The sequence below is a fragment of the Desulfobacterales bacterium genome (genome assembly GCA_034003325.1).
Classification (GTDB): domain Bacteria; phylum Desulfobacterota; class Desulfobacteria; order Desulfobacterales; family JAFDDL01; genus JAVEYW01.
In genome coordinates this window covers 97,704-118,961 of sequence record JAVEYW010000004.1, presented here as the reverse complement: position 1 = coordinate 118,961, position 21,258 = coordinate 97,704, and the positions used below count along the sequence as shown (strand labels likewise).

The 21,258-nt window shown below is 54.5% G+C and carries 14 protein-coding genes; all 14 read left to right on the top strand.

What is annotated here, in order from left to right; translation table 11 throughout:
- Positions 1-25: 25 nt before the first annotated feature.
- Positions 26-1,066 (top strand): GDP-mannose 4,6-dehydratase, encoded by a 1,041-nt coding sequence (gene gmd / locus RBT11_05530; protein MDX9786210.1) that lies wholly within the window; start codon positions 26-28, stop codon positions 1,064-1,066.
- A 13-nt stretch (positions 1,067-1,079) separates the two neighbouring features.
- The gene (locus RBT11_05525) at positions 1,080-1,997 is read left to right on the top strand and encodes a GDP-mannose 4,6-dehydratase (GenBank protein MDX9786209.1); all 918 of its coding nucleotides are present in this window, start codon (positions 1,080-1,082) and stop codon (positions 1,995-1,997) included.
- 73 nt (positions 1,998-2,070) lie between these two features.
- Positions 2,071-5,442: a glycosyltransferase gene (locus tag RBT11_05520; GenBank protein ID MDX9786208.1), complete on the top strand. Its 3,372-nt coding sequence runs from the start codon at positions 2,071-2,073 to the stop codon at positions 5,440-5,442.
- Positions 5,443-5,522: 80 nt separating this feature from the next.
- Positions 5,523-6,509 carry an acyltransferase gene (locus RBT11_05515; protein ID MDX9786207.1) on the top strand — a complete coding sequence of 329 codons (987 nt, stop codon included), beginning with the start codon at positions 5,523-5,525 and terminating at the stop codon, positions 6,507-6,509.
- Positions 6,510-6,786: 277 nt separating this feature from the next.
- Complete coding sequence (locus RBT11_05510; GenBank protein MDX9786206.1) at positions 6,787-11,091, top strand: DUF4214 domain-containing protein; 4,305 nt, start codon at positions 6,787-6,789, stop codon at positions 11,089-11,091.
- Positions 11,092-11,240: 149 nt separating this feature from the next.
- Positions 11,241-11,462 carry a DUF6447 family protein gene (locus tag RBT11_05505; protein MDX9786205.1) on the top strand — a complete coding sequence of 74 codons (222 nt, stop codon included), beginning with the start codon at positions 11,241-11,243 and terminating at the stop codon, positions 11,460-11,462.
- A gap of 405 nt (positions 11,463-11,867) precedes the next feature.
- A complete protein-coding gene (locus tag RBT11_05500; GenBank protein ID MDX9786204.1) occupies positions 11,868-12,356 on the top strand; it encodes a toxin-antitoxin system HicB family antitoxin in 489 nt (162 codons plus the stop codon).
- A 12-nt stretch (positions 12,357-12,368) separates the two neighbouring features.
- A complete protein-coding gene (locus tag RBT11_05495; GenBank protein MDX9786203.1) occupies positions 12,369-12,788 on the top strand; it encodes a hypothetical protein in 420 nt (139 codons plus the stop codon).
- Between the two features lie 12 nt (positions 12,789-12,800).
- Positions 12,801-14,507 carry a type I secretion system permease/ATPase gene (locus RBT11_05490; protein MDX9786202.1) on the top strand — a complete coding sequence of 569 codons (1,707 nt, stop codon included), beginning with the start codon at positions 12,801-12,803 and terminating at the stop codon, positions 14,505-14,507.
- 126 nt (positions 14,508-14,633) lie between these two features.
- Positions 14,634-15,977, top strand: a complete 1,344-nt coding sequence (locus RBT11_05485; protein ID MDX9786201.1) for an HlyD family type I secretion periplasmic adaptor subunit — start codon at positions 14,634-14,636, stop codon at positions 15,975-15,977.
- A gap of 173 nt (positions 15,978-16,150) precedes the next feature.
- Positions 16,151-17,521 carry a TolC family protein gene (locus RBT11_05480; protein ID MDX9786200.1) on the top strand — a complete coding sequence of 457 codons (1,371 nt, stop codon included), beginning with the start codon at positions 16,151-16,153 and terminating at the stop codon, positions 17,519-17,521.
- A gap of 126 nt (positions 17,522-17,647) precedes the next feature.
- Complete coding sequence (locus tag RBT11_05475) at positions 17,648-18,532, top strand: glycosyltransferase family 2 protein (protein ID MDX9786199.1); 885 nt, start codon at positions 17,648-17,650, stop codon at positions 18,530-18,532.
- A gap of 18 nt (positions 18,533-18,550) precedes the next feature.
- Positions 18,551-19,807 (top strand): protein GlmU, encoded by a 1,257-nt coding sequence (locus tag RBT11_05470; protein MDX9786198.1) that lies wholly within the window; start codon positions 18,551-18,553, stop codon positions 19,805-19,807.
- An 11-nt stretch (positions 19,808-19,818) separates the two neighbouring features.
- A complete protein-coding gene (gene glmM / locus RBT11_05465; protein ID MDX9786197.1) occupies positions 19,819-21,171 on the top strand; it encodes a phosphoglucosamine mutase in 1,353 nt (450 codons plus the stop codon).
- The last annotated feature ends 87 nt before the right edge of the window (positions 21,172-21,258 follow it).

Below are 21,258 nucleotides of genomic sequence, written 5' to 3'. Positions count from 1 at the left end.
GTTATTCATGAAGGAGAATTCAGACATGACATCCAAACGCGCCGTCATTACCGGTATCACCGGTCAGGACGGACCTTATCTGTCCCAACTGCTGCTTGAAAAGGGCTACACGGTTTACGGAACCTATCGGCGTTCCAGTTCGGTCAATTTCTGGCGGATTGATGAGTTGGGTATCAGCAACCACCCGGATTTGCATCTGCTGGAATACGACCTGACGGATCAATCCGCCAATATTCGCCTGATCGGCGATATTCGGCCGGATGAAATTTATAACCTGGCCGCGCAGAGTTTTGTGGGCGTGTCCTTTAACCAGCCGATCGCCACGGCAAAAATCACCGGATTGGGTGCCCTTCACCTGCTCGAAGCGATTCGCATTGTTGATCCCTCCATCCGTTTTTACCAGGCCTCCACCAGCGAGTTGTTCGGCAAGGTTCAGGAGGTGCCGCAAAAAGAGACCACGCCGTTTCACCCGCGCAGCCCGTACGGCGTGGCCAAGCTTTTTGCCCACTGGATCACGGTGAATTACCGTGAGGCTTATGACATTTTCGGCGTGAGCGGTATTTTGTTCAATCATGAATCCCCCTTGCGCGGACGGGAATTCGTGACGCGCAAGATTACGGACGGGATTGCCAAGATCAAACTCGGGAAACTCGATGTGCTGGAACTTGGCAATCTGAGCGCCAAGCGGGACTGGGGGTATGCCAAGGATTACGTCGAAGGCATGTGGCGAATGATGCAGGTCGATGCGCCAGACACCTTTGTTCTGGCCACGGGCCGCACGGAAACGGTGCGCGATTTTGTCGGCATGGCCTGTAAGGCGGCTGATATTGAAATCGAGTGGCGGGGCGAAGGCGTTAACGAAACAGCCGTTGACCTGCGGACGGGAAAGGTCATTATACGGGTCAATCCCGCTTTTTATCGCCCCGCGGAAGTTGACCTTCTTATCGGAGACGCGTCCAAAGCCCGGGCGCAACTCGGCTGGAAGGCCGAGACTCAACTTGAATCACTGTGCGCGATGATGGTGGAAGCGGATTTGTGCCGAAACGAAAATGGGCATTGCTTCTGAGAGCGGGGGTGCGATGAAAAAAGTGCTGGTGACCGGCGCCGAGGGGTTTACCGGAAAGTACGTGACCGCCGAGATGAAAGCGCATGGCTGGAAAGTCTGGCGCACCGATGCGCAGGAGAAGCCGGGAAGCCCTGAATACCGGTGTGTTGACTTGTGTCATTTGGAAAGCCTTTGCCGGATTATAGACGAGATCAGGCCGGACACCGTCATACACCTGGCGGCTATCTCGTTTGTCGGTCACGGGGATGCGAACGCCTTTTACCGGATTAATCTCATCGGCGCGCGCAATCTCTTATCCGCGTTGGCGGCTTGTTCCCACCGGCCCGAATGCGTGCTGTTGGCGAGTAGCGCGAATATTTACGGCAATGCGGCCGAAGGTGTATTGGATGAGACAACGCCGCCGAATCCCGCCAACGATTATGCGGTTAGCAAACTGGCCATGGAGTTCATGGCGCGCCTTTGGATGGACAGGTTGCCGGTGGTGCTGGTGCGGCCATTTAACTATACAGGGGTTGGCCAGGCCGAATCCTTTTTATTGGCGAAGATTGCCGGGCACTTTCGACGCCGGGCGGACGTGATCGAGCTGGGGAACCTCGATGTTTGGCGGGATTTTTCAGATGTGCGTGCAGTGGCTCGGGCGTATCGCCGTCTCGTGGAGGTTTGCCCGGCCGGCGAAACCGTCAACATTTGCTCGGGCAGGACCCATTCCCTGCGGGAGGCGCTGTCCATGGCGGAAACCATCGCCGGCCACCGCATGCGGGTGGAGGTGAGCCCGGCTCTCGTGCGGGCCAATGAAGTGACGACACTCTCGGGGGACCCCACCAGGCTGCGCCGTTTGATCGGGTCCTGGGATACGCCGGCGCTGGAGGAGACCCTGCGCTGGATGTTGGAAGAAAATGCTGGCCCAGGTGGATCCTATCCATCGATTTAATCAGGCACCCGCCTATCGGGGTGCCGTTTTCCAGTCGCGAAAGGATTGCTGAACCAGTTATCACTCCATTTCTATGAAAAAAATAGCCATTCATCAATTTCATTCCGGGTCGGCCTGCGGGGATGCGGTGACCAACGCCCTGTTTCTAATTCAGCGGATGCTGCATCGGCTCGGGTTTGCTTCTGACATTTTTGTGGAGCATGTGGCGCCTGAACTGAAAGGGCTTCTGAATAATTATAGAAAACTGAAGGTGACCCGGGACGATATCGTTTTCATTCATCACTCCATGGGACATGAGCTGACCGATTGGGTCATTCATCTGCCCTGCCGAAAAATTCTGGTGTATCATAACATCACCCCGGTGGAATTTTTCCCTGAAAATTCGGATGCGCGACGCTATTCCCGGCTTGGCAGGGAACAGTTGAAAGCCTTTCTGCCGGTGATGGCTGCGGCCATGGCCGACTCCGAATATAACGCGGATGAATTATCGGCGTTGGGGTATGGCGCGGTCGACGTGATTCCGTTGCTGATGAATGTTGAAGAACTGGTGGCGCGGCCGTGGGATCACGCGGTGGTTCAAAATGCCGCCGGTACCTTTACGCTGCTCTTTGTCGGTCGGATCTGCCCCAATAAATGCCAGGAGGATTGCATCGCGGTGGCCCGTCATTTGAAGGCCATGATCAACCGCCCGTTTCGGTTGGTTCTGGTCGGTCACTATGATGCGAATGATCCTTATTATCAGCACCTGATGGAGCAGATGGCCGCATTCGATCTGAATAACGAGGTGCTCCTGACCGGTAAGATACCGGATGCGCATCTGTACGGGTGGTATCGGGCCGCGGACGCTTTTCTCTGCATGAGTGAACATGAAGGCTTCGGCGTGCCGTTGATCGAAGCCATGGCCTTTGATGTGCCGGTGATTGCTTTTAAGAGCAGCAATGTCGCCCATACCCTGGGGGGTGCCGGTATTCTGGTGACCCGAAAGGACCACGAGTCGCTTGCCGCCCTGATCAAGCTTCTTTCCGAGGACCGTCCGTTCAAAAGAGCCATTATCGGCGAGCAGCAAAAACGGGTGGCCGAATTCACCGAAGCGCGGTTATTCCATCTCCTCGGCGATTTTTTGGCAAAACAGGGGGTGGAGAGTCCCAAGCCTTTCGGGGCGCCGGTGCACCCTGCAACCGACCGCGTACGCTATCAGATTGAAGGCCCCTTTGAAACGTCTTACAGCTTGGCGATCGTCAATCGAAAGATCGCTCTTGCCTTAGAGAAAAAGTTCCCCGGCGCCGTTAGTCTTTTTGCAACGGAAGGCCCTGGTGACTATCTCCCTGACCCGGTTGCTGTCTCCGCGGTTCCCGGGCTTGAGCCCATCTGGAAAAGGGGCCAAAAGGGTTCTCGGGCGAAGGTGGTTATTCGAAATCTTTACCCGCCGAGAGTCTCGGACATGGACGGCCGGATCAACCTGCTTTATTTCGCCTGGGAGGAGTCCATGCTTCCCTTTGACTGGGTGGATCAGTTCAACCGGCACCTGGACGGATTACCGGTGCTATCCCGTTTCATTCAAAAAATTCTGATGGATAACGGGGTGTTCTTGCCCATGACGGCCGCCGGATGCGGGGTGTCGCTTTTTCACCGGTCGGAGGTGAGCGCTGTGCCGGCAAAGCGGCGCTCCGGGTTTACGTTTTTACATGTTTCCTCCTGCTTTCCGCGAAAAGGGGTGGATGTGCTGCTCAAGGCCTTCGCGCAAAATTTTACGGCAAAAGACGGTGTAGGCCTTGTCATCAAAACCTTTCCGAATATTCACAATACCCTTGACGCGCAGATCGCGGCCGTAAAAAAGGCATTTCCGAACATGCCACCCATCGACATCATCGACCGGGATTTGAGCGATCAAGAAATGGCCGATCTTTACACCCGATGTGATGTGCTCGTGGCGCCTTCCCGTGGGGAGGGGTTCGGCCTGCCCATGGCCGAAGCCATGGCGTACAAACTTCCGGTGATCACCACCGCCTATGGGGGACAGTCGGACTTTTGCACGGAAGAGACAAGCTGGCTGGTCGACTTTTCATTTCAGCCCGCCAAGTCCCATATGGGGCTGTTTGATTCCGTCTGGATGGAACCGGATGTCGATCATCTGGGCCGGCTGATGCGCGAGGTCCGATATGCAACGCCAGCGCAATTGCAGCCCCGCATCGATGCCGCGGCAAGGCGAATCGAATCCGAATTTACGTGGGATCGATGCGCGGATCGGTTAAAGACGCTGGAAGACGCTATTTTGCGCCAAAAGCCGCTTTCGCGCAAAAAATACCGGGTGGGGTGGATCTCCTCATGGAACGCCAAATGCGGCATTGCCGCCTATTCCAAGTTTCTAGTGGATGGCCTTCCGCAGGACGCTCTCGACATTCTGGTCTTTGCCTCCCGGACCGGTGCCCGCCTTCAACCGGACGCGTCCAATGTGGTTCGTTGCTGGACCAATCACAATGGCGCGATCGACGAATTGCTGGCGGCGCTGGAAAAAAACCGCGTGGATGCACTGGTCCTTCAGTTTAATTTCGCCTTTTTCAGCCCTCGGAATTTGGAGAGAATCCTGCACTATGCGAAGAAAAACGGCATTGTTTCCATTCTTTTTTTTCATTCAACGGCCGACGTGACGGTCCCCGGTTTGGAGGCCTCCTTATCGTCCATTCGGGAAGCCCTCGGCATGGCGGACCGCCTTCTGGTTCACGGGGTGGCGGATCTGAACCGCTTGAAATCCTGGGGCCTGTATCAAAATACCGCCCTTTTCCCCCACGGCGTGATTCGCCGTCCCTTGGTTCCGGTTTCGGTCGGAAAACGCGTCGCCGGCATACCGGTGGAAAAAACCGTGATCGCAAGCTATGGCTTTATGTTGCCCCACAAGGGCCTATTGCCCCTAATCGAGGCGGTGGCCCTGCTGCGGCAATCCCATCCGCAGGTGCATCTGTTGATGGTAAATGCCCTCTATCCGGTTGCGGTCTCCCAAGAAACCTTGGTGCAGTGCCGCAAAGCCATTCAGGCCCATGGATTGGTGCATGACGTTACACTGGTGACGGAGTTTCTGGAGGACGACGCGAGCTTTTCTTTGCTTGATGCGGCCACCCTGGTTGTTTTTCCTTATCAGAATACGGCTGAATCCTCAAGCGCCGCGGTTCGATACGGACTTGCTGCCCGGCGGCCGGTGGTCTGTACGCCGCTGAGTATTTTCGCCGATGTCGGAAACATCATACATTTCCTTCAAGGGACTTCCGCTGAAAACATAGCCGAAGGCGTGGACGCGCTGCTTCGGTATCCTGAAAAGCTTCACGACAAATCCGCTCTCCAGGATCAATGGATCACATTTCATTCATGGGAGATACTGGGCAAGCGGCTGGGAGGTATGATTCTGGGATTGTTGAATGGGTTAAATTTAGCCAGCGCTGGTTTGATTTAGCCAAATATTCTGGATTTAATCCCGATGATCAGGCGAGCAAAAACCAAAAAGCACCTTATTAATCCAAACAAGACGTGCCGATGTTCGGGTATCTGAGATTCATTTTAGCCTTTCTGGTGGTTATTTCTCACATCGGGGTCCGGTTTAACGGGTTGAACCCCGGCGTCATTGCGGTGGTGATGTTTTATATATTGGCCGGATACGTCGTTTCGCACCTCTGGCGGGATATTATTCCGGCCGGCAAAGGCAGGCTCTACCGTTTCTATATGGACAGAGCGCTCAGAATTTTCCCGCTGTATCTTTACGTCGCGCTTTTGACGTTGGTGTTTCTCGGTGTCACCGGTTACGCCCGTCCGGATTTTTCCCCGCTGAAGCTGATCCATAATGTGCTGATTGTTCCGCTGAATTATTATATGGTGTTTGACAGCAGTATCTTAAGGGACCCGCAATGGTGCCTCATTCCGCCGGCCTGGTCCCTGGGGGCCGAGCTGCAGGCGTATCTGATTCTGCCCGGTATTTTTTTATTTAACAGATTGAAAATTCTGCTTGTTTTTTTATCGTTGGCCGTGTATTTAATGGCATGTTTTTCATTCATTCACCCGGATTATTTTGGTTACCGTCTGGTTTTCGGCGTTTTTTTTATGTTTGCAGCGGGAAGCGCCATTCAATGCACTCAACAAACTCACAAAAACAGTACGTTATTTGACAGGCGCTATCTGTGGCTGCTATGGGGAGTGATCGCGGTGCTCGGGGTGATATTTCAGTTGGATGACCGGTTTACACTTGCCTACGCCCGGGAAACATGTCTGGGCTTATTCATCGGGATACCGGTGATTTACACCATCAGCCGCTGCCGTGTTCGTCTGCCCGGCAATTCGTTGTTGGGCGCCCTCTCCTACGGCTTGTTTCTGAGCCATTTTTTAGTGATCTGGTGGCTGGATTATACGCAATATGCGGTTCGGTGCAGCATAAGCTATATTCCCGTGCTGACGATGTGTTCATTGGCGATTTCTTATGCGGGAATCCGAATTATTGAAAAAAATATTGATTTAATAAGAAAAAAATAAGGTTCCGAAAGAGAAGGGCCCGAAAGAGTGGGATAAGGGATGCGCTTTGCGATGGCGGAACGGCGCGGACGGCCGGATCGGTGACAAGGATTGGATCGGTGACAAGGATTAGGATGGATAGGGGGTGAGGCCGGAAACAGGTGATATTGAGTAGTATGGTGGTATGATTGTTGCATATCAACTTGGTGTTCGGGATAGGGGGATAAGGCCAATGGGTATATCCTTACAAGTGGTGAATTTTGTATTTTTAATCAATCTTTAAGAGGAGGAACGTGGAATGGCTTTGACAATGACGGAAGTTTCGGAACTCTATGTATCGATTTTCGGTAGAGCATCTGAAGGCGAGGGCAATACTTATTGGCAAACGGATCAGCCGGATAGGGTGTCTACTGCCAATACGATGCTGGCAACAGAAGCCGCGCAGAACTATTTTGGGTCGAGCTTGGACTCCGACCAGGCATTTATCGAGCACATTTACGTGAACACGCTGGGTAAAACCTATGTCGATGATCCGGCCGGAATCGATTATTGGGTGGGCGAGCTGGCGGCGGGCAAGTCCAGAGGCGAAGTCGTGGTGGCATTGGTTGACGCGGCCCAGGACCCGGTAAATGCCGGCGCTGCCCAGGATCAATTTCTGAACAAGGTCGCTGTGTCAGACTATTGCACCCAGACGATTCCTACCGCGGACCCGAACGATCTATCGGACTTCACCGCCTATATCGCAGGGGTGACCGATGATCCGGCAACGGTGGCGGCGGCGGTAGCGGCCATTAATGCTGATATCGATGTCACCACCTTCACGTTGACGGCAGATACCGATATCGCCACGGCCAGTATTTTCAACGCGCCGATGGTGTTTGTCCCGGACGGATCCGACCGCATTCTCTCCCTGCAGGATGAAGACGTCCTGACCGGCACCCTGGGTCTTTCCAACACCCTGAATGTGACCATGGGCAATGCCAATGCTGACGAGGGAACAACCGGCGTTGTTACCCCCAATCTCATTAACATTCAGGACATCAATATTGACTGGACGGGCAATACCACCACGCTCGATATTCGGAATGCCGATGCAACGGAAGCAGTGAACATTCAGCGTGTTACCGCGGACGCGACGGCTGTGCTTGTGGATAATATCGGCACCCCCGCCGGTGAGCTTCGTGTCGCCAACACCGCATCCGACAACGTCAATGTGACCTTCCAATATAAGCGAGGGGTGTTGACGGACGCCAATGCACCCGGCCGCGAGCTGAGCCTTGAGCTTGATGACGTTTTGGCGAATGCTATCCAGCAAGATGCGCGCGGTGTCGGCGCCAATGTCGAAGGGTTTAAAACCGTCAACCTGAACGCCGTGGACGGGGTTGATATCAACAACCTGACAGTAAACGAGATGGAAACCCTCACCATCACCGGTGACACCTTCCTGGATATCGTTACCCTGACGCCGACTGCGCCTGTTTCCGCGACCGAGTTTTTTACCTTAGGCGCCCCGGGTATTAATAACCCCGCCGCTGTGGGTCTGCTTAATCTGGACGCCAGTGCTTTTACAGGCGACCTGACTTTGGATATCACCAACTCTCTGGGTGGCTTTGCCGATCCGGCAAACTCCGGCTCTACCGTTCACGGCGTTGTAACGGGTGGTATTGGCGACGACACCTTCTGGTCCAGCGTAGGCGTTGCTGCAACTACTGACACCAATGGCGATACCATTGATGGTGGCGCCGGCGACAACACCTTGATCCTGGTGGATGGTGACATTGATGGTGACGCTACCATCATGAACATGGGCGCCCTGGAGTTGCGTAACCAGAACGTGGTCAATGACATTCACAACATCGATTTCGATGCCTTTGACGGCAATTTGACGACAGTGCTGATGCGTGATGAAGATGATGACGCTGCTGCCGCTACGTTCAACCTGAATGACCTTGGTGCTGCGCTTGCTGCTGATGGTTTGGTGCTGCGCCACTCGGTGAGTGAATTTGCTGGTGCCGCAGTTCCTGTCGGATTCAATAATGCAACTGTACGGGTCCGTCTGACAGATGCCTCTGGTGCCGATGACACTGTTGCGATCAGGGTTGAAAACGATCTTAATACTGAAGAAGCGTTCAACTACACCCTTAACTTCGATGGTCAGGCTAATGGTGTCGGGGCAATCGAAAACGTCTCCATTGATGACGCCGATACCGAAAGCAACATTGTTATTCTCACGGCGGCTCAGGAACAAACCGGCACGCTGACCCTTACCGGCGGTGTGGATGGACAGTCCTATACGGTTAACAGTTCTCTGGTGGCATCGGTTATCGAAGCCTCTGCACAGTTGAGCGACTTGCGTTTGACGGTGGGTGACACCGTCGCACCGATCGCAAACGTCAATCAGGACATTCGACTGGGCGAAGGCGATGATATTCTGACCTTTGCCAACATTGATGACTTCAACGCTTCTGACAGCATTTCCGATGCCGGTGGGGTGGACACCGTCCGTGCCGCGTTCAGTGATGATTCCAACCTGACGCTGGCCGGCATTGAAAACCTGCACATTATCGCCAACGATAATGTGACGCTGGGCATGGCCAACGCCGATATCGAAGGCCTGGTGATCCTGGCCGACATCGCTGCGGATGGTGGGTTGGATGCCTCCCCTGTGACCGCTGAACCGTTCAACATTGCCGGTGTTGCGGTTACGGATATCATTACTTTGAACGACACCGCCCTGACGGAACTTAACTTCTTCGCGGATCTGGATACCGACGATGATGATACGGCGGCGAATCGTGCTCTGGCGCAAGCAGCAGCGATAGCGGCTGATCCGACATGGACGCAGAAGGGGGATTCCGCGGCCGGTGATGCGGCCTATAAGACCGTCATCAGTGATGAAGTTACCGTTGCCAACTTCAACGGCGTCACATTGGCCAACAACTCGGCCAATGCGCTGACGGTCAACATCAACGCCAGTCTGGATGATGTGATTTACGGCGCGACAGCTTACAATCTCGGACAGCTCACCGCCCATGGCGTCACCAGCATGGACATTCAGATTTCCGATGAAGATATCACGGCCGGCGCGGCAAATGCCGTAACGACCATCAACAACATCTATGCGAAAAACATGACCTCGCTGTCTGTAACGGCTGCCGATGATGTTATCCTCAATACCGTCTCCGGCGCGCCGCTCAACAACTCGCTGCTTACCTTCGACGCCTCCAATGTGGGCGGAGACCTGAGAGCCACTGTCATTTCGCTGGGCGACAACGCCGTAGTCACGTTGGCTGACGGCGACAATGTTTTCAGCGCGCTGGGTTCCGCCGGCAAGGACGTCGTCATTACCGCGGGTAACGGGAATAACACCATCACCGGCACTGCTCAGGATGACACCATCACCACTGGTTCCGGCTGGGATGTGGTGGCCGGCGACCGCGGCGACAACCTGATCACGACCGGTGGGGGGAACGATACCATTACGGCCAAGGACGGCAACGACACCTTTGACGTGGGGACGGGTATTGACACTGTAACTGACAACTTAAGCACTGGCATCGATGCGTCTTTAGCGACCAATACCGTTTCCATGAGCGGTGGCGTGACGACCCTGTTTATTGATGTTGTCGGTGATGGTATTACTGCTGGCACAGATGTTGACCAAATGCTGGCAGTCGGAGTTGGTTCCGACCTGACCTTGAGCTGGACGGGGCAAACGCTATTGGACCTCTCCGCGGTTTTGGACGGCCGGTTGGCGGTGGTTCAAAATGCGGCTGGCCCTGCTACGATTACCGGTGATGCCAATGCCAACCTGAGCATTATTGCGGGTGCGGGTTCTATCCTGCAAAGCACGGGTGTGGCCGGTTTAGCCACGGGTGTCATGACCTTTAACGGCGCTGGCGGGAACGATGTCGCCATGTGGACCGGTTCTGTTGCTGCGGATGCGCTTGTTTTTAACGGCGGTGCCGGTAATGATGCGGCGGTCGGTGGCATTGATAACGATATCTTCACCGGTGGCACTGGCGCGGATAAGCTGGTCATGCAGGATGTGGCGGCTCAAGATGGCATGATCGATACCGTGGTCATAGCGGATGGTGATTCCACAGCGGCCAACTGGGACGTCATCGTTGGGTTTGACGAAACAACGGCAGGATCTGCTATTGGGACTGTTGCCGGCACCACAACAGCAGGTGGTGATATTCTGGATCTCCCGTCAACGATCATAGAAGCTGCGGCGGCTGCCGGGGCTAACGGTGTCAATGTGGGTCGTATTCAAACCCATCTAGTAGCCGCGAACGGCGTGATAGCCTTCGGCACGGATGACACCGACGGCATTTTCAATGATGACCTTGTCATAGTAGGTACAGGCGCTGGTCAGTTGAGTTTGACCGATGCGGTAGGCTACCTTGCCTCCAACTTGAACGGTACCGGCAGCACGGTGATGTTCAACTATGACAGCGATGGTGACACCGTTTTTACAGCGGCTGACAGCACCATTATTTTCCAGGATGGTGCTTCAGACACTTTGATCGAATTGGTTGGTACTTACACCGGATTGGAATCGGTTGCAGCCGGTACAGGTGGCTTGATCAATATCGCCTAAGCTGTAAACCACAAAAAGTTATCCGTGACTGGCGTGCAAAACGCGCCAGTCCTGATAAAGTCTTAAAAAAAAGAGCCCCACCCTCTTAAAAGGGGTGGGGCTTTTGCTTATTGATTTATAATTTGTTTAATTCATCAGGAGACATGGAAATGACGACGCCAATGGAACAAACCGTGACCATCGATGGTGTGGAATACAAACTGTCCGAGCTCAGTGAAAACGCCAAAAACCAGCTCATGAACGTGCGCGTCACCGATCAGGAGATCGCTCGCTTGCAGCAGAAACTGGCTATTGTCCAGACAGCGCGAACGGCCTATGCCCGCGCATTGGCCGAGGAGCTCTCGAAGCATCAGAAACAGCAGCAGCACTGAAGCGTCGATAAAGGGGGCTTCCTTCTTGACAAAAAGCGCCGGTACGCTCCCCCTTTGAGGGGAGGCAGACCGACTCGGTTTACAGACCCGAGTCGGTCTCAAGAAAAGCTCACCCTTCAACCACCCGGTTTTTACTCAAGTGAAGCGATGCATGAGTGAAAGAGAGCGGGCGCTTTTTTCAGCGCCTTCTTTTTTTCCAGTTTGTGACATGCCGCCGCCCGCGATCGAAGTCCTCATCGACGATATGTAAGATACGTTCCCCCAATTAAACGGTTGACAATGGTACCGAATATGGTATCAAGACTTCGCGCTGAATGGCGGTGAGAAGACAGCCGATTATTCAACTATTCCGCTTATTCGGATGGCGCCGGTTATAACTTATTTGCCCGGGGAGTTCATTGGGTGATGCAACACTATTCCATACAGCTAATCTGGAGCGCAGAAGAAAAGGCTTATCTCGCGACGGTTCCGGAACTGCCTGAGATCAAGGTTGTCTGCGAATCCTCCGTCGAAGCGGTGCGATTGCTGAATGAGAGCATTGCCGCGTATTTATCGGAAAAGGAAAATAATCTTGAACCGAGCCCGGCGTCACGCCATGTGGAAGCGTACAGCGGCCAATTTCGCCTGCGCCTGCCGCGGGCCTTGCACGCCGCTTTGGTCGTTGAGGCGGAGGGCGAAGGGGTTTCGCTGAATACGTATGTGTTGTATCTGCTGAGTGACCGGCATGCGCGGCAACTCTCCTTTAAACAAGCGGCTGCGGCCTATGGGGCGGAAATCCGGGAGACCCTGCAATATGTCAATGAACTGGTGTCGAACGAGACCGTTTCCTCGCTGCAGATACCCGCTTTTTCCTGGCTGAACGATTCGAGCGTCACCATTACACATATTCAATAACAGGCGGATATTGTGATCAGAAACGTGTGGTCCATCTTATGTAAGGATATTATCATCGATCAGGAAACCAATGCGGTGACCTTTATTCAAAGCATTGAAGAGGGGGCGGCGGCGGCCTTGCCCATATTGATCTCTCCGGTGCGTATCGGCACCCTGTGGGAAAAGGATTCGAACAAGGACGAGGTCTTTACCGCCCGCGTCCTGCTGGCCATGCCTTCGGGCGCGGCAAGGCAGTTGCTTCAAACCCGGGAGATGGTTTTTAATCGTCAGCGTCAGCGCCTGCACTTCAAGCTGGACGGGGTGCCGGTAACGGAATTCGGCCGGCACGAGGTGCGCATCGAGATTCAGCAGAACGGAAACTGGCAAACGGTCAGCCGATTGCCGGTGGTGGTCAGGAAACTTAAACCGCGGGAGCAGGTTGCACCGGCATAGGAAGATTTTCAAATGAAACGATTTATCGCCAAATGGAAATACTATTTTATTTTTACCGCCGTTTTCAGCGCCTTTATCAATGTGCTCATGCTGACCATGCCGTTGCACATGCTTCAGATGTACGACCGGGTATTGGCCAGCGGTTCGGTGCCCACGCTCGTGTTGATCACGGCCGCGGCCTTAGGCGCCCTGATCATCATGGGCATACTGGAATATCTGCGCTCGCGGCTTTTGGTTCTGGCCGGTGTGGATATTGAAAACACCTTGAGCGAAGCGGTGCTGGCCGGCATGGTGAAAGATGCGGCCCAGATGGAGAATAAGGGGTTTTCGCAGGGATTGCAGGATGTCCGGTTGTTGAGAAACTTTCTGGGCGGAAATTCGGTCTTCTGTCTGTTTGACGCGCCGTGGACCCCTTTTTACCTCTGGGTGGTGTTTCTGTTTCATTTCGACCTGGGTCTGATATCCACCATCGGTGCCGTGGTCATCTTCACCCTGGCCCTGGTTAACGAAAAGGTCAGCCGCAAACCCTTGCAAGATGCCAATCAGGTGGCGGTTTCCTCCGGCCGTCAGGTGGGCACCTTCATGCAGCATGCCCAACTGGTGCGCGCCATGGGCATGCTCAACGGCATTACCCGGCATTGGAAAAAATACAATAAATTGGTGCTGGCCTTGCAGACCCTGGCCAGCAACCGGGCCGGGTTGATTGGCGCCTTGACCAAGCCGGTTCGCATGGGCTTGCAGGTGCTCATTCTGGCTTACGGTGCTTATCTGGTGGTGCTGCATGAGGTGACCCCGGGCGTGATGATCGCGGCCTCCATTATTACCGGCCGGGCCCTGCAGCCCGTGGAAATGGCCATCGGCACCTGGAAGCAAATGGTGGATGCCCGGGGGGCTTATGCGCGCTTGAAACTACTGATTGACACGGAACTGGCCGCGCCGGCGCAAATGGAATTGCCCGTACCCACGGGTCGACTGACTGCGGAAAATGTGGTGTTCGCGGTCGCCGGAAAACCCATTCTGAAGGGTATTTTTTTGGATCTGGCGCCGGGGGATGCGCTGGGACTCGTCGGCGCGAGCGGCGCCGGCAAATCGACGCTGGCCCGGCTGATGCTGGGTATCTGGCGGCCTTATGCCGGAAGCGTGCGGTTGGACGGCGCGGATATTTTTACCTGGAATCAGGAGCATCTCGGCCGCTTTATTGGCTATGTGCCGCAGGAAGTGGCGCTTTTTCCCGGTACGATCGCCGATAACATCGCCCGAATGGGCGAGGTGGATGCCGAAAAGGTCATTGCCGCCGCCAGAATGGCCAATGTGCACGACATGATTCTGAAATTTCCCGATGGCTACGACACGGTGGTGGGAGAAAACACGTATATGCTTTCCGGCGGGCAACGGCAGCGAATCGCACTGGCGCGCGCTCTCTATGATGACCCGCGCCTGGTCGTGATGGACGAGCCTAATTCCAATCTGGACGAGGAAGGAGAGCGGGCGCTGATGATGGCCCTGGTCGAATTGAAGAAAAAGGGCGCGACCACGGTCCTGATTTCCCATAAATTATCCTTATTGTCCCGGGTGGACAAGCTGCTGGTACTTAAAGACGGGCAACTCCTCATGTACGGGCCGCGAAACGAGGTGTTGCAGAAACTCACGCCGCCCCCGCCGCCTCAGGCTGCGCCGGTTGCGCCGCCGCCCATCATCGTGAGGACGGGAATGGCGTAACTTCAATTGCCGGCAATCGGTTGCGGGCTTTAAAAAGGTAAAAGAGACCATCCGGTTGAAATTTCAGTGTGATTACCGAAACCATGGGATGGCATCCGTGCGGATGGGCAAGGAAAGGAATCTCAAGTGAGTAATTTTTTTAAGAGCACTTCGAATGTCGGTCGGGACTTGAATATGATCAGCCCCGGTAAAATCATCGTGATCGGCGTCCTGGTGATTTTTCTTTTTTTCGGCGGGTTGGGCGGATGGGCGTCCGTCGCCAAAATCAACGGCGCCGTGATCGCGCCCGGTGAGATTCAGGTGGACAGCAATCGCAAAACCGTTCAACATCTGGAGGGGGGCATTGTCAGGGAAATTCTGGTGCGGGAAGGCTCGAAGGTGGAAAAGGGCCAGGTGCTGATCCGATTGGAGGCTGAAAACATCATCGCCACCTGCGATATGTACCGCGGGCAGAAGGATGCGTTGACGATAAGGCGGGAACGGTTAATCGCCGAAAAGGAGAATCACCCGCGCATTGTATGGCCCCGTGAGATAACGGCACACAGCCGGGATGCCAACATTGCTGAATTGCGGGACAACGAAGAAAAGATTTTTCAGTCGCGCCGGGTTGCCAGGGATGGGCAAATTAGTTTGATCGAAGCGCAGATTGAACAATTGCGAGTTCAGATCGATAGCGCGGAGCAGCAACTGGCGTCTCTGCAAATCATGATCACTTCCATGAACGAAGAACTGGCGGCCAAGCGGGTGCTTTTGGCGGGGCGTTACATCGAAAAATCCCATATCATGGGGTTGGAGCGGACCCTTGAAACATACAAATTGCAAAAAGGCCAGGTTGCGGGCGACAGCGCAAAATACCGCCAGCAAGTGGCTGAACTCAAGCTTCGCATTCAGGAAGTGGCAAACCAGTATCATCAGCAAGCCGTGGAGGAACTCGGCAAGGTTCAGAGCGGCATCTTTGAAATGGAGGACCGTATTCGGCCGCTGGAGGACGCCTCCAGACGATTGGATATTGTCGCACCCGTTTCCGGCGTGGTCATGGACCTTAAAGTTCATTCCCGCGGGGGCGTGATCGCGCCCCGGGAGCCGTTGATGGATATTGTTCCGCATGACAATCCCCTGATCGTGACGGCCAAAGTGGATGTGCGAAAAATTACGGAGGTGACGCTTGACCAGGAAGCCAGCGTCATGCTTTCCGCGTTTAAGCAACGGGTTACTCCCAAAGTGAAGGGGCGCGTCTCTTATATATCGGCCGATCGGCTGATCACCCAAAGCGTGCAAGGCGCCATACCGTACTACCTGGTGCACATCGATCTGGATAAGGACTCCTTGCGCGAAGCCATAGGGGATAGTTCCCGGCTGACCGCGGGTATGCCGGCTGAAGTGTTTATCGTCACCAAAGCGCGCACGGTCATGAATTATATTTTGGAGCCGCTCACAATCAGTATCCACCATGCGTTTCGGGAGACTTAGTCACAGAGGCTGTCCGCTCACGGCAATGAAGGCGGATTCGGGAAAGATTGCTTTCAGCCAACCGACAGCCTGTCAGATCCTGTGTCAGAAACCTGCGCGACAAAGCGTGCATCATTGGTGAAGGTCGTTGGCCGCCCAGCTTCCGGCTTTGCCGGTTTAGGAGTAAGCTAAGCATGAACTTTCGGGTTAAGGTGTTGTTTTTAATTCTCGCACTTCTGATTCCCTTGGTGACGGGGGGGCCGGTTTGTTCGGCGGTGGCCGGCGAAACAACGGTTTCCCGTGAGATTCCCCGGGTGCTGACCCTTGGCGAGGCCGTAGAATACGGGCTGGCACATAACCAGCAAATACACGCCGCGGAATTTGCGCTCTCGGGAGCCGAGGCCGGGGTGAAATCGGTCCGAAGCGGCTTTTTCCCTCAAATAGATGCAAGTTACGGAAAGCGGCGGTTGACCAATGACTCCAAGGCGGAATATGACCTGGATTATTTGGACCAGAGCAATGAAACCACTGCTGTGCGGTTGACAATCCCACTGTTTTCAGGGTTTTACAATTTAACGGCCTATCAGCGGGCCCGAATCGGCAAAGAGCTGGCCGAGGCGCGCTTGCGGTTGACCCAGCTTCAGTTGGTCTTTGATATTCAGCGTCGATTTCTGGAATTGATCAAAGCGCGGGATGATTTGCGTTCGGCCGAGTCGGCCGTGACGCGTCTGGAAGAGCAACGGGCATCCGCAGAGGCCTATTGCCGGGTGGGTATGAAACCCTGGCTTGCCGTGTTGCAGATCAAGGCGGAACTGGCTGCGGCCGAACACGCTAAAATCGAAGCCAAAAACGCCTTGCGTGTCGCCGGCGTGCGGCTGAATTCTTTGCTGGATTTGCCGGCTGCTGCCAAGGTCGAGTATCAGGGCAATTATGTCGCGGAGGTCCTGTTTCTCTCCAATTCACCCGAAGAATGCGGTCAAATCGCTTTGACCAAGCGCCCGGATGTCGCCGTGGCGGAAAAAAATGTGCTGCTGGCGGAAAAAGATGTGGCCCTTTATCGCAGTCGCTATTATCCCAAGCTTTCCCTGGATACCGATTATATTATGAACGATATCGATTATGATGAAAAAAATTATACCGACACGGACCGGAATTATTGGAATGTCGGGGTTAATGTACAAATAAATCTGTTTGCGGGAGGCCGGGATTTTTTTGCGATCAAGGAAGCGCACGAGGCGGTTTACCGCGCGCGCGCGCTTGCCAGGGATTTGGAACACACCATTATTACCGAAGTAACGGCGGGGTATATGATTTTTCAGGACGCAGGCGAGCGAATCGTGTCAGCCAAAAAGGCGCTGTCTGCGGCCATTGAGGCCTACGATATGGCTTCGACCCGGTTTCGGACCGATCTGGGTACCAACACGGAGCTTCTCGACGCGCAAACCCTGGTCACCAATGCGGAAGTCGCGCTGACGCAATCGGTTGTGGATCAGCGTACGGCCTTGGCCCAATTATATTATGCGATGGGCATCAGGCAATTGACGCTGGACAAGGTGGAATTCTAGGCGCGGCGCCATTTCATTCGCTTCGATGCAATTGTCCTGTTTTTTTTATCGGCTTATCGGCAGGGTGTGGCCCAAGGGTAAGCAACCACAGGGGCAGTATCGACTTTCCGGGTCGTTTTTATTCATATGATGGACGCCGTTATCGTAAATTATCACAGTTCGCGCCTGTTGTTGAAGTGCCTTGCGTCCATCAGTCGAGCAAGCCATTCCGCCGGGGGGCGCCTCATTATCTGCGAAAACGGTCCGGATGATATCGGAGATCGGCTTGAACGATCCTTTCCCCATGCGCTTTACATTAAGAATAAAAAAAATCTGGGGTTTGCGGCGGCCGTGAATATTGGCATTCGGCAAAGCGATGCGCCCTATCTTATGATATTGAATCCCGATACGTCTGTATGCGAAAATTTTTTCGATTCGGTAAATGCTTACATGAACGAAAATCGGCAGGTCGGTGTATTGGGCCCCAAGGTGCTAAATGAAGACGGCACGATTCAGGGGTCCGCCCGGTCCTTCCCGACACCGTTGACGGGGTTATTCGGCAGAACCTCTTTTTTGACGCGCTTTTTTCCTGCTAATCGCTTAAGTCGAAAAAATGTGCGGACCGACATCGGGGATCAGCACATTGCCGCCATTCCGGTGGACTGGGTGTCCGGCGCCTGCATGGTGGTCCGGCGGGAAGCGGTTGAAGATGTCGGCCTTTTGGATGAACGCTTTTTCATGTACTGGGAAGATGCCGATTGGTGCCGCCGCATGAAATCGCACGGTTGGCAGGTGGTGTATTATCCGGGGGCGTCGATCGTGCATGCCGCTGGAAAAAGCAGCGAAAAAAGGCGGCTGCGATCTTTGCTGGCGTTTCATTTGAGCGCTTACCGGTATTTCGCAAAGTATGTTAAGTGGCCGTTAACCATTTTTAAACCTTTCGTATTTATGGCGCTTGCCCTTCGTTTTTATGGCAAATGCCTCGGCATGTTAATGATAAGACGTTCAAATCAACGTTCCATCAACCACTAAACTTTCCGAGAAGAACTTATGAAACTCGATGAACGTGTTCATGCCCTAGTGGAAAAAGGCGTGAAAATCCAGGCCCCTCACAGCATTGCGCTCGGGCCGGAAGTCGATCCCGACCGTATTTCTGGCGAGGGGGTTATCCTCCACGCGGGATGCCGGATTTTCGGCGCCGGCACCCTGATCTGCGCCGGCGCGGAGCTCGGCCGGGAAGCCCCGGTGACCCTTGAAAATTGCCAGATCGGCCCCGAGGTGCAACTTAAGGGCGGGTATTTCAAGGACGCCGTGTTTTTGAAAAGATCCGGCATGGGGTCCGGCGCGCAGGTGCGGGAAGGCACGATTCTGGAGGAAGAGGCATCCGGCGCGCATACGGTGGGGCTCAAGCAAACGATTCTCTTTCCTTTCGTGACGCTCGGTAGCCTGATCAATTTTTGTGACTGCCTGATGACGGGCGGCACGAGCCGCAAGGATCACAGCGAGGTGGGCAGCTCATATGTCCATTTTAATTTTACCCCCAATCAGGACAAGGCCACGGCCTCCTTGATGGGGAATGTGCCGGACGGCGTGATGCTAAATCAGCGCCCTGTTTTTTTGGGCGGGCAGGGCGGGCTGGTAGGCCCTTGCCGGCTCGCTTTCGGCACGGTGATTGCCGCCGGGTGCATTTATCGAAAAGATGAGCTGCGGCCGAACCGGCTTTTGATCGATGGCATCGGCCGAAGCGGCAATATGCCCTTTGAGACCGGTTTTTATCGCAGCATCAAGCGCATTGTTCAGAATAATATTTTATATATCACCAATCTGATGGCCCTTCGCGCCTGGTATGGGGTCGTTCGCCGTGAATTTATTTCCGACGCGTTTCCCGACGCCTTATGGGGCGGTTTGATGGAAAAGGTGTATATGGGAATCGCGGAGCGGATTACCCGGCTGGACGCATTGGCTCAAAAATTGCCTGAGTCGGCCCGCATTTATCGGGAGCAGGCCGGTGAAAACGCTTCGGCCGCCTTATTGGCGCAAAAAGCGCAATTGCATGAGCGAAGCGCTGAATTGTCGCAGCTTTTTTTGAACCTGAAAAATGAAACCGGCGATGCTGCAAAAGCAGCCGCCTTTATTTCGGTGATTCAATCCCATATTCAAGAAAAGGGAAAAGACTACATTGCCGTGATAAAAAGTCTCAACGATGAGGAAGCCTCTCTGGGCACCCAGTGGCTGCAGGGAATGGTCGATGCGCATTCCGGTGCGGCATTTGCTTTGTTACCGGCCTTTGGTTTCAAGGCCGCATAAGGATAAACGGAATGATGGGAAAACTTTTCGGCACGGACGGCATTCGCGGGGTGGCCAATTCGTATCCGGTGACGGCGGAGATGGCGCTGGCCGTGGGGCGGGCGCTGGCCACCTTATTTAAAAAAGAAACGGATGCACCGGTGATTGTGATCGGTCAGGATACACGTTTGTCCGGAGATATGCTGGCTTCGGCCCTGGCCGCCGGCATCTGCTCGGCCGGCGGCGATGCCTTGCAGTATGGCGTCATTCCCACACCGGCGGTTGCCTATCATATTCAGGCCATCAAGGCCCATGCCGGGGTGGTGATATCGGCCTCTCACAACCCCTATTTTGACAACGGCATCAAGGTGTTCGGTCCGGATGGCTTTAAACTGAGCGATGCGGCGGAACATGAGCTGGAAACGGCGGTTCTCGAGAACAGCTCGCTTGCGCCCGGAACCGAAAATACGGGCCGGGTTCGAATTTGTTCCGAAGGGGTTCAAGCATATGCGGATTTTCTGATCCGTACCTTGCCGGCCGGGTTTACGCTTGCCGGAATGAAAATCGTGATCGATTGCGCCAATGGGGCGACCTTTCAAGCAGCGCCGCGAGTGTTTGAACAATTGGGCGCCGAGGTGAACGCGCTCTTTATTTCGCCGGACGGACGAAACATCAATGATGCTTGCGGCTCACAGCATCCGGAGGCGCTTGCCGAAGCCGTGTTGAAAACCGGCGCCGATATCGGGCTTGCTTTTGACGGGGACGGCGACCGGCTCATTGCCGTGGATGAGACGGGAAAGGTGCTCACCGGCGATCAGATTCTGGCGGTTTGCGCAACGGCTTTATCCAAAAAAGGCCTGTTGAAAGAGAACAAGGTCGTGACCACGGTGATGAGTAATCTCGGCTTTAAGGCGGCCATGAAGGCATACGGTATTGCGCATTACACGGCGCAGGTGGGGGACCGGTATGTGCTGGAAATGATGCGCGAAACCGGAGCCACTCTCGGCGGAGAAGATTCGGGCCACATGATTTTTCTGAATCATCACACCACCGGTGACGGCCTGCTGGCGGGCTTGCGGCTCCTGGAAGTGATGGCGATGAAAAATAAACCCTTATCGGAACTAAGCCGGGTCATGACCGTATTTCCGCAGGTGCTGATAAACGTGGATGTTCGGGAAAAACCGCCGATCGAAACGGTTCCCGAAATTCAGCAAGCCATTGAAGCAGCGGCGGCGGCATTGGGGGATAAGGGGCGTGTGCTGGTGCGGTATTCGGGCACGCAACCCATGTGCCGCGTGATGGTGGAAGGGCCAACGCAGGCGATTACCCGGCAATATTGTGAAATTATCGCGGAAACGGTTCGAAGGGCGATCGGCATTTCCTGATTACCCATTGACAATGGGCAGGGTCCGGATAACGATTAAACGAATAGCGAAACTTCATCCAACCCATTTCACACATAAAGGGGGAAA